This window comes from Mycobacterium persicum (genome assembly GCF_002086915.1).
In the GTDB taxonomy this organism is placed as follows: domain Bacteria; phylum Actinomycetota; class Actinomycetes; order Mycobacteriales; family Mycobacteriaceae; genus Mycobacterium; species Mycobacterium persicum.
Genome location: NZ_MWQA01000001.1, coordinates 2,152,732 through 2,170,232 on the forward strand (window position 1 = coordinate 2,152,732; position 17,501 = coordinate 2,170,232).

Annotated in this window: 18 protein-coding genes and 2 pseudogenes; 13 read left to right on the forward strand and 7 right to left on the reverse strand. The window is 66.0% G+C overall.

The genetic code is table 11. The features are described 5' to 3' along the window. Together B4U45_RS29825 and B4U45_RS30350 are read right to left on the reverse strand one after the other, a co-directional pair. Window positions 1–1,886, reverse strand: a 1,886-nt coding sequence (locus tag B4U45_RS29825; protein ID WP_277996410.1) for a PE family protein, incomplete at its 3' end; no start/stop codon positions are given. Window positions 1,887–1,952: 66 nt separating this feature from the next. Beyond that, window positions 1,953–2,063 (reverse strand): annotated as a pseudogene (locus B4U45_RS30350) (PPE domain-containing protein); the annotation flags it as partial. 672 nt (window positions 2,064–2,735) lie between these two features. Between B4U45_RS30350 and B4U45_RS09610 the strand changes: the two are divergent. The 6 genes from B4U45_RS09610 (at window position 2,736) to B4U45_RS09635 (ending at window position 7,386) form a co-directional block, all read left to right on the forward strand. Continuing rightward, the gene (locus B4U45_RS09610; RefSeq protein WP_131808329.1) at window positions 2,736–2,939 is read left to right on the forward strand and encodes a hypothetical protein; all 204 of its coding nucleotides are present in this window, start codon (window positions 2,736–2,738) and stop codon (window positions 2,937–2,939) included. A 151-nt stretch (window positions 2,940–3,090) separates the two neighbouring features. Further along, window positions 3,091–3,522 (forward strand): DUF4189 domain-containing protein, encoded by a 432-nt coding sequence (locus tag B4U45_RS09615; RefSeq protein ID WP_075548188.1) that lies wholly within the window; start codon window positions 3,091–3,093, stop codon window positions 3,520–3,522. A gap of 281 nt (window positions 3,523–3,803) precedes the next feature. Next, a complete protein-coding gene (locus B4U45_RS09620; protein WP_075548208.1) occupies window positions 3,804–4,904 on the forward strand; it encodes an amidohydrolase family protein in 1,101 nt (366 codons plus the stop codon). Between the two features lie 46 nt (window positions 4,905–4,950). After that, complete coding sequence (locus tag B4U45_RS09625; protein ID WP_075548189.1) at window positions 4,951–6,096, forward strand: amidohydrolase family protein; 1,146 nt, start codon at window positions 4,951–4,953, stop codon at window positions 6,094–6,096. A 1-nt stretch (window position 6,097) separates the two neighbouring features. After that, window positions 6,098–6,508, forward strand: a complete 411-nt coding sequence (locus B4U45_RS09630) for a Rieske (2Fe-2S) protein (protein ID WP_075548190.1) — start codon at window positions 6,098–6,100, stop codon at window positions 6,506–6,508. Continuing rightward, window positions 6,505–7,386 carry an alpha/beta fold hydrolase gene (locus B4U45_RS09635; protein ID WP_075548191.1) on the forward strand — a complete coding sequence of 294 codons (882 nt, stop codon included), beginning with the start codon at window positions 6,505–6,507 and terminating at the stop codon, window positions 7,384–7,386. The genes B4U45_RS09630 and B4U45_RS09635 overlap by 4 nt, the downstream gene beginning before the upstream one ends. A gap of 5 nt (window positions 7,387–7,391) precedes the next feature. On the opposite strand, the gene B4U45_RS09640 is transcribed toward B4U45_RS09635, so the two are convergent. Beyond that, window positions 7,392–7,865, reverse strand: a complete 474-nt coding sequence (locus B4U45_RS09640; protein WP_075548192.1) for a hypothetical protein — start codon at window positions 7,863–7,865, stop codon at window positions 7,392–7,394. Between the two features lie 37 nt (window positions 7,866–7,902). On the opposite strand from B4U45_RS09640, the gene B4U45_RS09645 reads away from it, so the two are divergent. From B4U45_RS09645 to B4U45_RS09675, 7 genes and pseudogenes are all read left to right on the forward strand, one after another. Beyond that, window positions 7,903–9,204, forward strand: coding sequence for an NADH-ubiquinone oxidoreductase-F iron-sulfur binding region domain-containing protein (locus tag B4U45_RS09645; RefSeq protein ID WP_075548193.1), 1,302 nt, complete (start codon window positions 7,903–7,905; stop codon window positions 9,202–9,204). Then, window positions 9,201–9,497 carry a ferredoxin gene (locus B4U45_RS09650; RefSeq protein WP_075548194.1) on the forward strand — a complete coding sequence of 99 codons (297 nt, stop codon included), beginning with the start codon at window positions 9,201–9,203 and terminating at the stop codon, window positions 9,495–9,497. The genes B4U45_RS09645 and B4U45_RS09650 overlap by 4 nt, the downstream gene beginning before the upstream one ends. A 206-nt stretch (window positions 9,498–9,703) precedes the next feature. Then, the gene (locus B4U45_RS09655; RefSeq protein WP_075548195.1) at window positions 9,704–11,368 is read left to right on the forward strand and encodes a thiolase C-terminal domain-containing protein; all 1,665 of its coding nucleotides are present in this window, start codon (window positions 9,704–9,706) and stop codon (window positions 11,366–11,368) included. 47 nt (window positions 11,369–11,415) lie between these two features. Then, a pseudogene (locus B4U45_RS09660) lies at window positions 11,416–12,141 on the forward strand (alpha/beta fold hydrolase); the annotation flags it as partial. Between the two features lie 162 nt (window positions 12,142–12,303). Then, on the forward strand, window positions 12,304–13,509 hold the full coding sequence (locus B4U45_RS09665) for a cytochrome P450 (RefSeq protein WP_075548209.1): 1,206 nt from the start codon (window positions 12,304–12,306) through the stop codon (window positions 13,507–13,509). 10 nt (window positions 13,510–13,519) lie between these two features. Then, window positions 13,520–13,711, forward strand: a complete 192-nt coding sequence (locus B4U45_RS09670) for a ferredoxin (RefSeq protein ID WP_075548196.1) — start codon at window positions 13,520–13,522, stop codon at window positions 13,709–13,711. A gap of 156 nt (window positions 13,712–13,867) precedes the next feature. Next, window positions 13,868–14,032, forward strand: a complete 165-nt coding sequence (locus B4U45_RS09675) for a hypothetical protein (protein ID WP_158006367.1) — start codon at window positions 13,868–13,870, stop codon at window positions 14,030–14,032. Between the two features lie 22 nt (window positions 14,033–14,054). Here B4U45_RS09675 and B4U45_RS09680 read toward each other — a convergent pair whose 3' ends face one another. The 4 genes from B4U45_RS09680 to B4U45_RS09695 form a co-directional block, all read right to left on the reverse strand. Further along, on the reverse strand, window positions 14,055–14,243 hold the full coding sequence (locus tag B4U45_RS09680) for a ferredoxin (RefSeq protein ID WP_075548197.1): 189 nt from the start codon (window positions 14,241–14,243) through the stop codon (window positions 14,055–14,057). After that, entirely contained in the window at window positions 14,240–15,532 is a 1,293-nt protein-coding gene (locus B4U45_RS09685; RefSeq protein ID WP_075548210.1) for a cytochrome P450, read from the reverse strand. The genes B4U45_RS09680 and B4U45_RS09685 overlap by 4 nt, the downstream gene beginning before the upstream one ends. A 105-nt stretch (window positions 15,533–15,637) precedes the next feature. After that, window positions 15,638–16,786 carry a thiolase family protein gene (locus B4U45_RS09690; protein ID WP_075548211.1) on the reverse strand — a complete coding sequence of 383 codons (1,149 nt, stop codon included), beginning with the start codon at window positions 16,784–16,786 and terminating at the stop codon, window positions 15,638–15,640. Window positions 16,787–16,869: 83 nt separating this feature from the next. Further along, on the reverse strand, window positions 16,870–17,496 hold the full coding sequence (locus B4U45_RS09695; RefSeq protein ID WP_240316502.1) for a TetR/AcrR family transcriptional regulator: 627 nt from the start codon (window positions 17,494–17,496) through the stop codon (window positions 16,870–16,872). Window positions 17,497–17,501 lie beyond the last annotated feature (5 nt).

Here is a 17,501-nt window from a genome sequence, read left to right on the forward strand (position 1 = left end):
CCGAAATACCGCGCGTCCCCGCCGGTTCCACCGGCGTTACCGGCGCCATTGCTCCCTGTCCATTGCCCCGAGCCGCCGACCCCGCCGTGCCCGGCATTGCCGCCGTCCCCACCGCTTCCGATCAGTCCACTAGTACCGCCGTCTCCTCCGGCGCCGCCGTTGCCTCCGGATCCGCCAGCGGCGCCGACTTCACCGTGGCCACCAGTGCCGCCGTTAGCGCCGGCTCCGCCATCGCCATACAACGGTCCGCCGTTACCGCGGTCACCCCCGTTACCGCCGGTTTGGCCCACGCCAGCAGACCCACCATCGCCCCCATTGCCGAACAACCCGGCTGCGCCGCCGTTACCGCCAATGCCTCCCACGCCGATAACGCCGTTCGCGGCTCCGCCTGCTCCGCCTGCTCCACCGTTGCCGCCATTGCCGAACAGTCCGGCTGCGCCGCCGTTGCCGCCGTTTCCGCCGACGTAGTTAACGCCGCTTCCGCCTAATCCGCCACTGCCTCCGTTTCCATACAACAGTCCGCCGTGGCCGCCGACGCCGCCCGCGGCACGACCCGTCCCGGCGCCGCCGGCGCCACCGTTACCGATAAACAGCGCGTCCCCGCCAGAGCCACCGGTGTTACCGGCCCCATTACTCCCCACAAATTCACCTTCGCCGCCAGCCCCGCCCTGTCCGGCATTGCCGCCTTCCCCACCGTTTCCGATCAGTCCGCCAATACCGCCGTCTCCCCCGGCACCGCCGTCACCTCCAGATCCTCCGGCGGCGCCGCCGTAAGAGCTCCCACCTTCGCCCCCGGTACCACCGGCCCCGCCGGAGCCGCCAGATCCTAACCAGAGGCCGCCGGCACCACCGGCCCCGCCAGTACCGCCAGCCCCACCAGAACCACCGGTGGCGTACATAACTTGCGCTGAACTACCTCCCGCCCCGCCTTGTCCGCCGGCCCCGCCGGCACCACCATCGCCGAACCATCGCGCGGCTCCACCAGCACCACCGGCTCCACCTGCTCCGCCGTTACCGCCAGTTGCATTGTTTCCAGCACCACTGCCGGACCCACCAGTCCCACCGGCTCCGCCAGCCCCACCATTGCCCCCATTGCCGAACAGTCCGGCTTCTCCGCCGTTGCCGCCGGTTCCACCATTGCCCCCGTTGCCACCGGTGCCACCGGTGCCACCAGCTAACTCGCTGTTTGCGCCGTTTGCGCCCGCTCCGCCGGCCCCGCCGTTGCCGCCGTTGCCGATGAGTCCGGCGGCTCCGCCGTTGCCGCCGTTGCCGCCCGCACCGCCATTTGTGGTCGCGGCGCCACCAACTCCGCCATTGCCGCCGTTGCCAACCAGTAGTCCGCCGTGGCCGCCGTTGCCGCCGTTGGCGCCGGTTCCGCCGGCTCCGCCGTTGCCCCCGTGACCGAAGAGTCCGGCCGCTCCGCCGTTGCCCCCGTTGTGGCCGGCGGCGCCTGATCCGCCGTTGCCGCCGTTGCCCCACAGCCAGCCGCCGGCGCCACCGTTTTGTCCGGTGCCGTTGAGCCCGTTGGCGCCGTTACCGATCATCGGGCGCCCCACAAGCCATTCGCTGTCGGCGTTGGCGGTGTTGATCGCATTGTGAGCGGCGTTGTCGATCTCGGTGATCCAGTATTTCTCGGTGCTGCCGTTGAGCAGGTCGACAAACTGCCGGTGAAGCCATTCGTAGTCGCGGCTGAGCGCCTGCCAGGTGAGGCCTTGGCGGGTCAGCACGGTGGCCATCGCTGCCGATACCTCGTCGGCGCCGGCCGGTAGCAGCGCGGTGGTCGGGGTGGCCGCGGCGGCGCTGGCTTGGCTAAATACCGTACCGACATTTGCCAGATCGGTTGCCGCACAGTGCAATGCCTGCGGCTCGATGGTCACAAATGACATAGCTGGTCCTCCTAAGATCTACCAATGCCGGTGCCGGGTGTGTATTCGGGTGGGGTGCTGCTATCTGACGCCGGTTCGCGCCCTGGCGTGGTAGCCGATCATCGCGGCGACATCTTGGGCCCACATCTCGGTGTACACACTTTCGGTCGTCGCGATCGCCGCCGCGTTGCGGCCCAAAAATTCGTGGCCACCAAGCCCGACCCCGCACCCGAATACATCCGCGCCGAATTAACCTCCGGCGGCAAGCACGAAAACTGAACCAACATTCCCACTCCCTCCACCGGCGATACATGGCCTTCATGAAAATCAAACTAGTCATACTGAAACCATCAAAGAGTTCGACGTTGACCACCTTGATTGGCCCAAATTCGATTGGGCGGGTTACATTCGGATCCATGAGGTCTACTTCGGCGATGCGTCACACATTCACCCACGCGTAGCGGCCCACTACCGGCCGGAAGAAAAAGCCGAAATACGCCACGATTGAGGTGCTGCCGCCGGCAACTCGAATCACATATCCCCCACGGGTCCAGATAATTGGCCAGCAATGCCGCGAACAGGCTCTGGTTTGATTTCGGCACATTTTGCATTGTTTGCACTTAGCGGCGACTAGCCTCCTGCCGGAAGGATCGTCCCGCGGCTGATCCACGATATCAAACGAAAAAAACGATCAACCAATAACCAGCATTTATAGATACAGGGAAGTTTTCTGGCCGGTATGTGAATCGGTATTGACCCAGCCAGGGCGAACCGCAAATCACCGATCGCGGCCAGCGAAAAGTGCGGGCCAAGAAACGACCGGCCGAAAATTCCGGGCCCGTTTGCACCGCGTTCTCTCGGTTCGGTGGAGTGGCCGGACTGCTTCGGCGTCGGCTACGCGTGGGAACCGTTGACTTGAACCCGCACTACCGGGTGCCCTACCCGCAGGCGATGCCCAGCCAGGAAACCACTCCGGTCGGGGGCATTCCCAGCACCCGAGGGCATGACGTGCCGATGTTCGAGATTGCCGGCGTGCGGCGACGGCCAACCCCCCACGTCATGAATTGCCTATGAAGCCCGATTCACGCAGCCAGGCACCGGTCAAGGCCCCGGTAGTGTAGATGGTAAATATTTCGCCCAAGTAAATATCGCGTGTCATGTAGCGGCAGCGCCCTCATCCATCGGGGCATCGAGAACAGTGAGGTTGTGGTGGAGGTGAGCCCAGGTGAGTAGAGCCGAGGAAGGTACCGGAAAGCTTCGCCGCCGAATTGTACTGGCAGTGTCGGGTTTGGCGGTTGCGGCCGCAATTACCGTCACGCAGATCCATCCGGCAGACGCCCATACCCACCGGGGTGAGATGACCGATGTGTCCAATATGCCGCCGTTCCCTGTTTACTACGGCGCCATCGCCTACGGACACGACGGGTCGAATGGCAAGGCGTGGCGGCACCTCTCCAAGGCACAGGCCAAGCAGCGTGCCTTGGAGCTGTGTGGGATCGAAACGTGCACAGTGGTCAGCGTCTTCACCCGATGCGGCGCGGTCGCCCACGACGGCGCGAAGTACCACGGCGGTTACGGGTACAACCGCAGCGCGGCAGAAGCACACGCCATGACCAACCTGGGTGGCGGGCGGATCGTCGACTGGGCGTGCAACTAGCCGTTGCCGATCGCGGCGGCCGACGCGGGATCCGCGGGCCGAAGTCCATCCCTGCATTCGGAATCCCGCTTAGAGCGCGCTCCTCAACCGAGGAGAGAATGATATTATCCGTATTGAAGAACAACACTGGCAATATGGCCGGCACGACACCGCGTAGCAGGGCAGATGATTAACCGAGATGCTTACCGGAAAGGCGTTGATCGGCGACCGACGGAAATGTTAGGTTGCCTATCAGATGCCCTGGCCGGGCTCGTCGTCGCCGAAGCCGGAGGGTGGGTTTCGTGATCGAGGATGCCGAGGGAACGCGCACGCCGGTCATCGATGCCAGCGTGCACATCTTCTTTCCGTCCAACAAAGACCTGCGCGGCTTCCTGCGTGAGCCGTTCAAGAGCCGCGGCTTTCCCGACTATGAGATGGACTGGTACGGAGCGCCCGGCGGCGAGTACGCCCCGAACGCCGAGGGGGCGAACCGCGAATACCCCGGTTCCAACGTGGAACTCGTTGCCGCCGAACTCTTTTCCAAACGCGGTGTCGACGTGGCGATCCTGCATCCGATGGGCCGCGGCATCATGCCCGACCGGCACCTCGGCAGCGCGCTGCACGCCGCCCACAACGAGATGATGGTGTCGCGCTGGCTCGAGCACGATCGGTTCGGCGAGAAGTTCCGCGGCACCATCCGGGTCAACCCCGACGACATCGCCGGCGCGCTCCGCGAAATCGAAAAGTGGCGCGCCCACCCGCGTGTCGTTCAGATCGGCGTTCCGCTGCAGTCCCGCGAGGTCTACGGCAAGCCACAGTTCTGGCCGTTGTGGGAAGCCGCGGCCGACGCGAACCTGCCGGTGGCGGTCCACATCGAATCCGGCGAAGGGATCGGATTTCCGCCCACGCCCTCCGGACATACCCGCACCTACGAGCAGTACGTCGGCTTCATGGCGCTGAACTACCTCTACCACCTGATGAACATGATCGCCGAGGGGGTGTTCGAGCGCTTCGGCAACCTGAAGTTCGTCTGGGCCGACGGCGCCGCGGACTTCCTGACACCGTTCATCTGGCGGATGGACGTGTTCGGTCGGCCGCACCTGGAACAGACCCCGTGGTCGCCGCGGATACCGAGCGACTACCTGCCCGGTCACGTGTATTTCGTGCAGGGCGGTCTCGACGGTCCCGGCGATGCCGACTTCGCCGGTGAGTGGCTGGCTTTCACCGGCAAGGAGAACATGGTGATGTTCGGCTCCAGCTATCCGCACTGGCAGTGCTGGGACATCCGGAAGCTGGCCACGGCGCCATCCGCCGAACAACGCGAGAAGTTGTGCTGGCGCAACGCCGCCGACCTCTACGGGATCGAGATTTCCGTCGACTCGCTAGAGGTTAGCCGGGGGTAGTCGCACAATTATGACAAGGGGACGACACGGGACTGAGGAGATCACGATGACGCTGACCCATCTGCACGAACGCGTTCCCGCCGCCGAGCGCATCGCCGTCCGGTGCGTCGACTCCGACGTGCACCCGATGCCCAGACGCGGTGAAATATCGGAGTACATCCCGGAGCCGTGGCGCAGCAAATTCTTCCTCGAACACAAGGTTGGCGAGCTGATCTACTACGACGCCCCCGACTACGCCCACAGCTTCGCGATGCGCGTCGACACCTTCCCTCCCGACGGCGAATTTCCCGGCAGCGACCCGGATATGGCCTTTCGCCAGCTGATCATGGAGGCCGGCTCCGACATCGCGATCCTGGAGCCCGGCGGCCGCACGCCACGCCTACCCGAAGCGCACCAGGCATATTCGACCGCACTCAATCACTGGCAGGCCAATCACTGGCTCGACGGCCACAACAATTGGCATCAGCGCTGGCGCGGTTCGATCTGCGCGGCGGTCGAGGACCCCGAAGGGGCGGCCCGCGAAATCGAGGAATGGGCCGGACACCCCTACATGGCGCAGGTGCTGATCAAGGCCGAGCCGCGGCCGTCATGGGGCCACCCGATGTACAACCCGATCTGGGCGGCCGCAACCAAGCACGACATCACCGTGAGTTGTCACCTATCGCGCAGCAACTACGAGATGCTGCCAACGCCGCCGGTCGGGTTCCCCAGCTACAACCACGACTTCATGGTGACCTACTCGCTGCTGGCGGCAAACCAGGTGATGAGCCTGATCTTCGACGGCGTCTTCGACCGGTTCCCCACACTGCGGATCGTCTTTGTCGAGCATGCGTTCACCTGGATCCTGCCGCTGATGTGGCGCATGGATGCGATCTACGCGGCGCGCAAATCCCGGGTGGACATCAAGCGCAAGCCGTCGGAGTACGTCAAGGAACACATCAAGTTCACCACCCAGCCGCTGGACTACCCGGAGGACAAGACCGAACTGACCCGAGCACTGGAATGGATGGAATGCGAGAAGATCCTGCTCTTCTCCTCCGACTACCCGCACTGGACGTTCGACGACCCGCGCTGGTTGGTCAAGCACTTGCCCAAAGCTGCCCGGGATGCGGTGATGTACCAGAACGGCATCGAGACCTATCACCTGCCCGAGACGGTGCCGGTGCTCGAGGGCCAGACGCGGGTGCTCTGAATTGACCTCGGAAATTGCGGGGCGACCCACACAGCCCTGGCCTCGTCTCGCCCAGGGCCGCGAGCATGTCGTCGCGACGGTGAATGAGATTCCGCCGGGCACCCACAAACTGGTGCCCATCGGGCGGCACGGCGTCGGTGTCTACAACGTCAACGGCACCTTCTATGCCATCGCGAATTACTGCCCGCACCAAGGCGGTCCGCTGTGCTCGGGACGCGCCCGGGGACGCACCGTCGTCGACGAAAGCGCCCCCGGCGACGCGGTCATGGTCCGCGATCTGGAATACATCTACTGCCCTTGGCATCAATGGGGTTTCGAGCTGGCGACCGGGACGACGGCGGTCAAACCGGAATGGAGCATTCGCACCTACCCGGTCCGCGTGGTGGGCAACGACGTGCTGGTGATGGCATGACGCCGCCGGCCCAGTCTGCCATCGAAGTGAACGGCGGCGTCGTGGTGTACGAAATCCTCGGTGCGTCAGGGGATCTGATTGTCCTGACACCAGGCGGCCGATTTGGCAAGGACATTCCCGGCCTACGTCCGCTGGCCGAGGCACTGGTCGGCGGCGGCTACCGGGTTTTGTTGTGGGACCGGCCGAATTGCGGCGCCTCCGATGTGCAGTTCTACGGTCATAGCGAATCGCACATGCGTGCCGAGACCCTGCGCGGCGTGCTGAGCGCGCTCGGGGTCGATCGGTGCATCATCGCCGGAGGTTCCGGCGGGGCGCGGGATTCCATGTTGACGACGATGCTCTATCCCGAGCTGGTGGAAAAGCTGGTGGTATGGAACATCGTCGGCGGCGTGTACGGCATGTATCAGCTGGGCGCCTACTACGTGCTGCCCAGTATCCAGGCGGTGCGCTGGTCGGGTATCGAGGGGCTGCTCAAGGTACCCGAGTGGCGCGACCGCATCGACCAGAACCCGGCCAACAAGCAGCGGTTCCTCGATCTGGACCCCGAAGAGTTCCTCGCGGTGATGTTGCGCTGGCTCAACGCGTTCGTCCCCAAACCGGGACAGACGATCCCCGGCGTCGACGACGAAATGTTCGGCCGCATCAAGGTTCCCGCACTGATCATCCGCGGCGGCGAGAACGACTGGGATCATCCCAAGCGCACTTCGCTGGAGGTCAGCTGCCTGATCAAAAGATCCGTGCTGATCGATCCGCCCTGGCCGGAGGACGCGTGGGAGCGTGCCGCCGAAGCACGGGCCGCGGGAAAAGTGAAGCATTTCAACATGTTCGACACCTGGGTGCAGGCCGCGCCCGCGATCCTCGAATTCCTGGGGCCGTGATGCGTTCACCTGGTGCGGATGTGGACCTCACAGTTCAGCGACGCCTCAAGCGCCGTGTGGATCCGGCTTTCCGGAACGCGCTCCAGGTCGGCTTCGCGCAGGGTCACGTAGACGATGTCGAAGCCATCATCACCGTGCCGGCGGGTGATCTCGCCGGTGAGTCCGAAAGCGGACAGCACACCATGGGCGTCGTCGTCGGTTCCCCTGCTGATGAAGGTGACCACCCCGGCCATCGGAGCGCTGTTGAAAGCCTTGGCGCACAAGCTGATTGCCTTTCGCTTGGCCGCTTCGACCTCGTCGCAGGCGATGAGCAGTTCCAGCTCGCGGCGGCCGGCCGGCCTGGCTTCGAGGTCGTTGTCGACCATCTCGGCGCCGATGTCGGCAATGAACCCGCGGAGCGCGGCCATGCCCTCGCGTAGCCGCTCAGACGTGAGCACACCGGCCGGGTCGACGTTGACCCGCACCACCGCAGTCCGCATACGGGCAAGCGTAACCGGAGCGATAGCAGGGTAATCGATGGAAGCCACCGACACCATGTTCAGGACGGCAACCTGGCCGGGCAGCCCGCCCCGGTTGCTGCGGGACGGCCGCGAACCCGAAGACATCGCGGCTTATCGGGAGCAGGGTGGCTACCAACCACTCGCCGAAGCCGACACCGTGCTGCACGAAATCGAATCCGCCGGACTGCTCGGCCGCGGCGGGGCAGCGTTTCCGCTCGGGGTGAAGTTGCGCGCGGTGCGGCGCAACGGGCGTGCCGCCGGCGGCGCCGTCGTCGTCGCGAACGGCGAAGAGGGAGAACCTACTTCGATCAAGGACCGGTGGCTGCTGCGCAACCGTCCGCACCTGGTGCTGGACGGGCTACGGTTGGCCGCGGCGATAGTCGGAGCCAGGCGCGCCTATGTCTATGTGTCCGATCCGGACGCCGCCCGCAGCGCCGAAACCGCGCTCGCCGAACTGCACCCCGAGCTATCCGGGGGTGTCGCGATCAGCGTGTGGACCGTGCCACCCGGATACGTGGCCGGCGAGGAGACCGCGGCCGTCCGCGCGATCAACGGTGGCCCGGCCAAACCGACCGACAAACCACCGCGTCCATTCGAAGTCGGTGTCGGCGGCCGGCCCACGCTGGTGAGCAACGTCGAGACCCTGGCCAATCTCCCCTACCTGCAGCGACACGGGTCGGCGGCGTTTCGGACGCAGGGCACGCTGTCATCACCGGGGACCTTTCTGGCCACCCTCACCGGCGCCAGCCGCCCGCCGGTACTCTACGAACTCCCGCACGGCTTGCGTTTCACCGAATTGCTTGCGCTGCACGGCGTCTCGTCCGAGCAGGTGCGCGGAACCCTGATGGGCGGTTACTTCGCCGGCCTGCTCAACCGCGGTGTGCTGGACACCACCCTGGACCACGAGACGATACGGCGAGCCGGCAGCGGTTTGGGCTGCGGCGCGATATCGGTGATCACCGACGACTGCCCGGTCGCGGTGGCGGCGTCGGTGCTGGCCTACTTCGACCGCGAGAACGCCGGGCAGTGCGGTTCGTGTTTCAACGGCACGGCCGCCATGGCCGCCGTCGGCGCGGCGCTGCGCGACTTCGCCGCGACACAGGAGGATCTCGACCGGCTACGTCGCTGGTCGGTGGTGTTACGCGGACGTGGCGCCTGCGCGACGCTGGACGCCGCCACCAACGTCGCCGGGACACTGCTGGACCAGTTTCCCGACGAGGTGGCCCGCCATCTGAGCGGCCGCTGCCAGGAGTGCAGTGCCGGCGCATTTCGCGCCGACCGCCCTTACCAGGCGGCGGCGATGGTGGGACAGCCATGAGAATCCGTCTGGACCGCACCGTCTGCGACGGCTTCGGCGCGTGCGCCAGGCACGCCCCGGCCTACTTCTCGCTCGACGACTGGGGATATGCGTGCCTGGCCGGCGACGGCACCGTGCGGGAGCAGGACCGCGATGCGGTCATCCGGGCACTGCTGGACTGCCCGGTGCACGCCATCACCGAAATCGGTGACCGCCCACCGGAAGTCGCTCACCCGTACGTCGCCAGCCCGGAGGATCCCGCGGCTAATCTCAAGACCGAGTCCAACGAAGCGCAGTGGGGATTCACGCGTTGACCGGACGCTGCGCCTGGCTGATCACCTCGGTGACCGGGTCTGCGGTGGCGGCCACGAGATTGCACGCTGAGCGCAGTTTCGACGCGCGATCGACGGGCAACCGCAGTCGGCCGATACATCACGGCCCGGGGAGTGGCGTGCCAAGATGATAACGTAATTCTCGTATTCGCATAACGGGCCTACCGGATTCAGCCTGCGGAGGTGAAGTGTCAGCAGCACCAGGACGTCCGCTGCCCCAGATCACCGACGAGAACGAATTCTTTTGGGCGTCAGGCGCGCACGGCGAACTGCGGTTCCAGCAGTGCCGGGCCTGCGACGCGCTGATCCATCCGCCCGCGCCGGTGTGTCGCTATTGCCGATCCCGCGAGATCGGGGTGCGGGTCGTTTCGGGTCGGGCGACGCTCGCCGGGTTCACCGTCAACCATCGATTCAGCCTGCCCGGCCTGCCGGCGCCGTACGTGGTTGCCCAGGTGGCGATCGCGGAGGATCCGCGCGTCCGGCTGACCACCAACGTCGTCGAGTGCGACCCCGATCGGCTTGAGCTCGGTCAGCCCGTCGAGGTGGTCTTCGAGCAGATCGAAGACGTCTGGCTACCGCTGTTCCGGCCGGCCAGTGTCGCAGAGCCGGCTGACCCACCAGTCGACGAGATCGAGCCACAGCGGTTCGGCGAATACGTCCGTCCGATGGTGACCACGACGAAGTTCGAGGACAACGTCGCCCTCACCGGCATCGGCATGTCGGCCATCGGGCGCCGGCTGATGGTGACACCGCTGTCACTGACGATCGATGCCTGCGAGGCCGCCATCGCCGACGCCGGGCTGAGTTTCACCGACATCGACGGCCTGTCGACCTACCCCGGTGGCGGCAATCTCGGCGGGTTCGGCGAAGGCGGGGTGACCGCGCTGGAGTCGGCCCTGGGCATCCGGCCCACCTGGCACAACGGCGGCATCGAAACCTTCGGCCCCGGCGGGTCGGTGATCGCGGCGATGCTCGCCGTGGCCGGTGGGCTGGCTCGCCACGTGCTGTGTTTCCGGACGCTGTGGGAAGCCACTTACACCGAGCTGATGAAGCAGGGCAAGATCGCGCCCTCATTTGGATCCGGGGGTCGCACCACCAGCTGGCAGCTCCCGTTCGGCGCCACTTCGGCGGCGCACACCCTGGCGATCAACGCGCAGCGGCACTTTCACCGTTACGGCACCACGAAAGAGACGCTGGGCTGGATCGCGCTGAACCAGCGCGCCAATGCCGAACTCAACCCCACCGCGGTCTATCGGTCGCCGATGACGATGGCGGACTACCTCGATGCTCGGCCCATCACCACGCCGTTCGGTCTCTACGACTGCGACGTGCCGTGCGACGGCGCGGTCGCCGTCGTCGTCTCCGCCGTCGACGCCGCTCGCGACCTGGCCAAACCGCCGGTGCTGGTGGAGGCCGTCGGAACCCAGATCATCGAGCGCATCGACTGGGACCAGAGCACGTTGACCCACGAGCCGCAGGTGCTGGGCCAGGCGGCGCATCTGTGGACGCGGACATCGCTGCGGCCCGACGATGTCGACGTCGCCGAGCTCTACGACGGGTTCACCATGAATTGCCTGTCGTGGATCGAGGCACTGGGATTCTGCGGAATCGGTGAAGCCAAAGAATTCCTGGACGGCGGCAAGAACATCGCCCGCGACGGTGTGCTGCCGTTGAACACCCACGGCGGCCAGCTCTCGCACGGCCGCACCCACGGAATGGGTCTGCTGCACGAGGCCGTCAGCCAGCTGCGCGGCGAAGCCGGCGCGCGCCAGGTTGCCGGCGCCCGTGTCGGTGTGGTCAGCAGCGGCGGCCTGACGCCCAGCGGTGTGCTGCTGCTGCGAGCCGAGCCATGAACCCGGCTCTTGTCCGTCCCCGGGTGGTGGTGGTCGACGGCGTACCGATGTCGGGGCTGGCCGCCGAGGTTCCAGATCCCCGGGCGGTCGTGGTGGCCCTGCACGGCGGCGGCACCACATCGACGTATTTCGACTGCCCAGGCCACCCGCAGCTGTCGTTGTTACGGCTCGGCGCGACTTTGGGTTTCACCGTCATCGCGCTCGACCGCCCCGGCCACGGCAGCTCGGCGCCGTATCCCGAGGCGGTGCAAAGTCCGCAGCAGCGCGTCGCCCTTGCCTTCGGAGCCGTGCAGCGCATCCTCGGACAGCGCCCACGCGGCGCGGGCCTGTTCCTGATGGGCCATTCCGGTGGCTGCGAGTTGGCGCTGCGGATGGCTGCCAGCCCGCTCGGCGCCGAGCTGCTCGGCGTCGAACTGGGCGGTACCGGAAGGCGCTACCACCCCGCCGCCAAGGAGGTCATGCGAGCGGCCGCCGAGCAGGACCGTCCCCCAGGGGTCCGCGAGCTGCTGTGGGAGCCGATGCGGTTGTATCCGGCCGACATCGTCCGGGCAATCACGAACTCGGCGGCTCCGCGGTATGAGCGGGCCGTGGCGCTGAACTGGACGCACCGGGACTTCCCCGCGCTGGCGCCTGCGGTCCGGATCCCGGTGCGGTTCACGCTGGGCCGCCACGACAATGTCTTTCGGTCCGACCCTCAAGCCTTGGCGGAAATCGCCGACATGTTCTCGGCCGCGCCGCATTTCGTCAGCGAGCTGCAGGCCGACGCCGGGCACAATCTCAGCCTTGGTCACAGCGCCGCCGACTATCACCGCAAGGTCTTTGCGTTCGTGCAGGAGTGCGTGGCGCTGCGCTCCCGAAGCCGCTACCGTTACCGTTACAGTCGAACGCTCAGTCGTAACGATTTCGTCCGCAACCCGGTGCCCGAGGAGTGTGCCATGACCACCTCGAAGGTTGTCTTCGATCCGTTCTCCGAGGAATTCTTCAACGGTCCCTGGGACACCTACCGGCGGATGCAGGAAGAAGCGCCGGTCTACTACAGCGAGGAATACGACTTCTACGCGCTCACCCGCCACGCTGATGTGGCCGCGGGACTCAAGGACTTCCAGACGTACTCGTCGGCCTACGGAATCGACCTTGCGATGGTGCGAACCGGGCAGCCGTCGCCGCACAAGGCGATCATCTTCATGGATCCTCCCGAGCACCGCCACATGCGCAGCCTGCTCAACAAGGTCTTCACGCCGCGCGCCATTCAGTCGCAGCGGCGGACGGTCATCGACAAGATCGACAAGTACCTGGGCGCGGTTGATCCCATGGGTTTCGACGCGGTGCAGGAGTTTTCCGGCCCGTTCCCGGTCGAAGTGATCACGACCATGCTGGGAGTGCCCGAGGAATATGCCCAGCAAGTGCGGCATTGGATTGACGAGTCGTTGCACCGCGAGCCCGGACAGGTGGAGGTCGGCGAAAAGGGCATGCAAGCCAACATCAACACGGCGATGCTCTACTACGACCAGGTCCAGCAACGTCGTGCCGAACCGCGCGACGACCTGTTCACCAAGTTGATCACCGCCGAGATTGAACGCGAAGACGGACAGCTCACCAAGCTCGACGACCTCGAAATAGCTGGCTTCGCAACATTATTGGGCGGGGCCGGTGCCGAGACGGTGACCAAGCTGGTCGGCAATGCGCCGGTGGTGTTCGCCCGGTTTCCCGACCAATGGCAGAAGTTGCTCGACGATCGCAGCAAGATCCCCGCCGCCGTCGAAGAATTGCTGCGCTACGAGGCGCCGTCGCAGTATCAGGTCCGCCGTTCGATGAGAGACGTCGAGCTGCACGGTGTCACCATCCCGGCAGGTAAGCCGGTGTTCCTCATCAACGGCGCCGCCAACCGCGATCCGCAAGCCTGGACCGACCCCGACGTGTTCGACATCGACCGCGACCCGCACGAAGCCACCAATCTCGGCTTCGGGTATGGGATTCACAGCTGTCTGGGCGCGGCGCTGGCCCGGATGGAAAGCGCAATCGCGCTGGAGAAGCTACTGGACTTCATGCCTCGCTACGAGGTTGACTGGGCGAATTGCAACCGGGTCCACATGCAAAATGTCCTGGGCTGGCAGAACGTGCCGGTGCGGGTGCTGCGGTGAGGAGGCCGCAATGAGAATCGAAGTCGATTGGGATCTGTGCGAGAGCAACGCGGTATGCATGGGCATCGCGCCGGAGGTGTTCCGGGTCGGCGACGACGACATGCTGACCGTCTTGCAGCCGGAGGTCACTCCCGAGAACGAGGCGCTGGTGCGCGAGGCGGTGCGGCAGTGCCCCCGCCAAGCGATTTCGCTCACCGACTAGGGCGTGTCTGCCGTCGCTGCTGCAAGCACGGAACCACGACAGCCTGCGCTGTTATCCACTGCTGCAACGCATTCGGAGCATATCGACGCGGCGATTGCGAATGCGGAGAGCGCCCGTGCGCCCCGGTGGCGGCAAGGGGCCAGTGCGGGCGACGAAGTGGACGGCAAAAAGGCCGACACGATCGGCGCCCGCGCGGCGGCAACGGCGGCAGTGGTGGTGCGGGCGGTACTCCGGGGGCCGGCGGTCACGGTGGATTGGGAAGCGCTCCCGGAATTGCGGGTACCGCAGGTCGGACCGGCGCCACGGGAGCCGCGGGAGTAGACGGCCTACCCGGCTGATCCCCTCAGCGCTCGCTAATCGCCTGCTCCGGGCAGCATTCGATGGCCTCGCGGGCGGCCACCTCGAATTCGGTTGGGACATCAGATGATATCGCCACGGCATAGCCGTCGTCGGTGAGACTGAACACCTCCGGGCACAGCGTCAGGCACATGCCGTGGCCGCGGCAGCACTGGTCGTCAACCCACACCCTCATGTCGGCGTGAACTCCAGGTGCAGCTCGGTCAGCCCGCGCAGGATGTAGGTCGGAACGTATTGGTAGCGCCGGTCATTCGCCGCGCCGTGCATCCACTCGCTGATCCTGATGTCCGACGTCCGGTCCAGCAGCCGCTCCAGCGCCACCCGGGTCTCGGCGCGCGCCAGCGGCGCACCGGGACAACTGTGGATCCCCCGCCCGAACGAGAGATGCTGGCGGGCGTTCTTGCGGGCCGGGTCGAACGTGGCGGGTTCGGTGAACCGGCGCGGATCGCGGTTGGCGGCCGCTTGCAGAATCATCACGGTCGTGCCCGCGGGCAGGTCGACGCCGCCGACGTTGACCGGCACCCGGGACAAGCGGAAGTCGCCCTTGACCGGGCTCTCGATGCGCAGCGCTTCCTCGATGAAGTTGGGGATCAGGCTGCGGTCCTTGCGCAACTGCGTCTGGATGTCGCGTCGCTCCCCGATGACCTGCAAGGCGGCCCCCAACAACCGCACGGTGGTTTCCTGGCCCGCCGAAAAGACATTGCAGGCGACCCGGGCCACGTCTTCGACGCTCGGAATGGAGCCGTCGGGGAAGGTGGCGGTGGCCAGACCGGTCAGCACGTCGTCACGAGGGTGCCGGCGACGGTCCCGGACATAGTCGGCAAAGGTTCCGTAGAGAAATTCCAGCGGGTTGTGCGCCAGCGGTTTCTCGCCGGTGCCGCCCACCCCGCCACCGGCGTGACGGTGAATGTTGTTGACGAACGCGTCGCGATCTTCGTCGGGCACCCCGAGCAAGTCGGCGATGACCAGCAACGTGAACGGGCTCGCGAAGCTCTTGATGAAATCGCCCTGACCCCCAGCCAAATACCCGTCGAGCACCCGGTCGGCGAGTAGCCACATGGCGTCCTCGTTCTCCTTGAGGCGCTTGGGGGTGATCAGCCGCATCAACAGGGCGCGATGGTTGGTATGTGTGGGCGGGTCCAGCGTCGGCAGCTGGTCACTGAACGGCAGCTCGTCGCGGTGCTGCTCGATCAGCTCGGTGACGTTGTCACCCTCGAGCGGTACCGGGAAACCGGGAAACGGCCCGGTCACCGAGATGCACGAGGAGAACGTCTCGGCGTCGTTCAACACCGCCACCGCTTCATCCCAGCCGGTCACCATGGTCACCCCGTAGTGGTTTTCGCGGGTCACCGGGCAGCGCTCCCGCAGCGCCTCGTAATAGGGGTAAGGATTCTCGACGAGCCGGCGGTCGCGGAAGAAGTCCAGCTCGCCGAAATCGCTCACGAGAACCTCCCTCTCACTCATGAGTATGAGATTTCCATAGGAGGTGGCCGCCGTCAAACGCGCGCCGACCGTGAAATCGGCGACGGGACACGCCGAGTCGGTTGTCAGATTCACCGTCGGGCGGGCTCAATTCATCAGCTCGACCACCGTGGCATTGGCGGTGCCGCCACCTTCGCACATGGTCTGCAGGCCGTAGCGAATTCCGTTGTCGCGCATGTGATGAACCATGCGCGTCAGCAGCACCGCGCCGGAGGCGCCCAGCGGGTGACCGAGCGCGATCGCGCCACCGAGCGGGTTCAGCCGATCCGGGTCGGCCCCGGTCTCGGCCAGCCAGGCCAGCGGCACCGGCGCGAAGGCCTCGTTGACTTCGAAGACGCCGATTTCCTCCACGGCGATGCCGGACTTGCGCAGCACCTTCTCGGTCGCCGGAACCGGTCCGGTGAGCATTAAAACGGGGTCCGCGCCGGTGACCGCGCCGGCGCGGTACCGCACGATCGGCGTCAAGCCCAGCTCCAGCGCCAGCTGCGAGGTCGTCACCAGTAGTGCCGCGGCGCCGTCGGAGATCTGCGACGAGTTGCCGGCGTGGATCACCCCGTCCTCGACGAAGGCCGGCTTGAGCGCGGCCAGCTTCTCGACGGTCGTCCCGCGTCGCACGCCCTCGTCGGCATTGACGACGGTGCCGTCGGCGGCGAATACCGGGACGATCTGCTCGATGAAGGCGCCGCTGTCCTGGGCCGCGGCGGCCCGCTGATGAGACAACGCGGAGTACTCGTCGAGTTGGGTGCGGGACAAGCCCCACTTCTTGGCGATCATCTCGGCCGACAGGCCCTGGTTGAACGAGAAGTTGTCATAGCGGGCAAGCACTTTCGGGCCGTACGGCAGTCCCGTTGCCCTGGCGGACCCAAGCGGTACCCGGCTCATCACCTCGACACCGCCGGCCACCACGATGTCCTGCTGGCCCGACATCACCGCGTGCACCGCGAAGTCCAAAGCCTGCTGGCTGGATCCGCAAGCCCGGTTGACGGTGGTGCCCGGAACGCTCTCCGGCCAGCCCGCGGCCAGGACCGCGAAGCGGCCGATATTGCTGGACTGGTCGCCGACCTGGGACACGCAGCCCCAGATCACGTCGTCGATGATGTCTGGTCCGACCCCGGTGCGCTCCAGCAGTTCGTTGAGCACCACCGCGGAGAGGTCTGCGGGATGGATGCCGGACAATCCGCCATTGCGCTTGCCTATAGCGGTACGGACGGCTTCGACGATGACTGTTTCCCGCATGATCTGCTCCGATTGATCGCGCCGCATGCTGCCACCGACCAGTAAACGACGCCTCCCGACGCCGCGCCACGGCGGGCATGGACTTACGAGCGCCCGGCCTGAGTCGGTGCGGGTGACGCGTTGAGACCGTGCAGCAGCAGGTCGGCGATTTCGTGATAGGCCTGGCCGGCGGTAAGGCCGGTGGGGTCGAGCAGTGCGCCCGAGTGCACGCCATCGATTGCCAACGCGATCAACTGTCCGACGAACAGGCCGTTGACGTCGCGCAGCGCACCGGCATCGATACCGTCGGCAATGAACTGCTGGACCCGGCGCGCTGCGACGGCGGAGTTAACGCGATAGATGTCGGCGGTGGGGCGGTAGCTTTTCATGTCCGCGTAGAAGGCAGCCGAGCAGCGGTTCATCGCCGATCCGATCGCCGCGAGATAGACCGAGATGCGCACCCGGGGATCGGTGACCGCGGCGATGGCCTCCTCGATCTCGGCGGTCGCGGTTCGGAAGAACTGCTTGGTGATGACGACGGCAAGCTGCTCCTTGCTGCCCGCCAGGCTGTACAACGTGGCTTTGGAACACCGCAATCGCTGGGCAATGTCGTCGACGGTAAGGCGCTTGAAGCCTTCGGCGAGCAATAGGTTCTCCAAGTCGGCGAGCAACCGAGCGCGTCGCCCCTGGTCGACCCGACGCCGCCGGACCGATCCACCGGGGCCGTTCAACACGA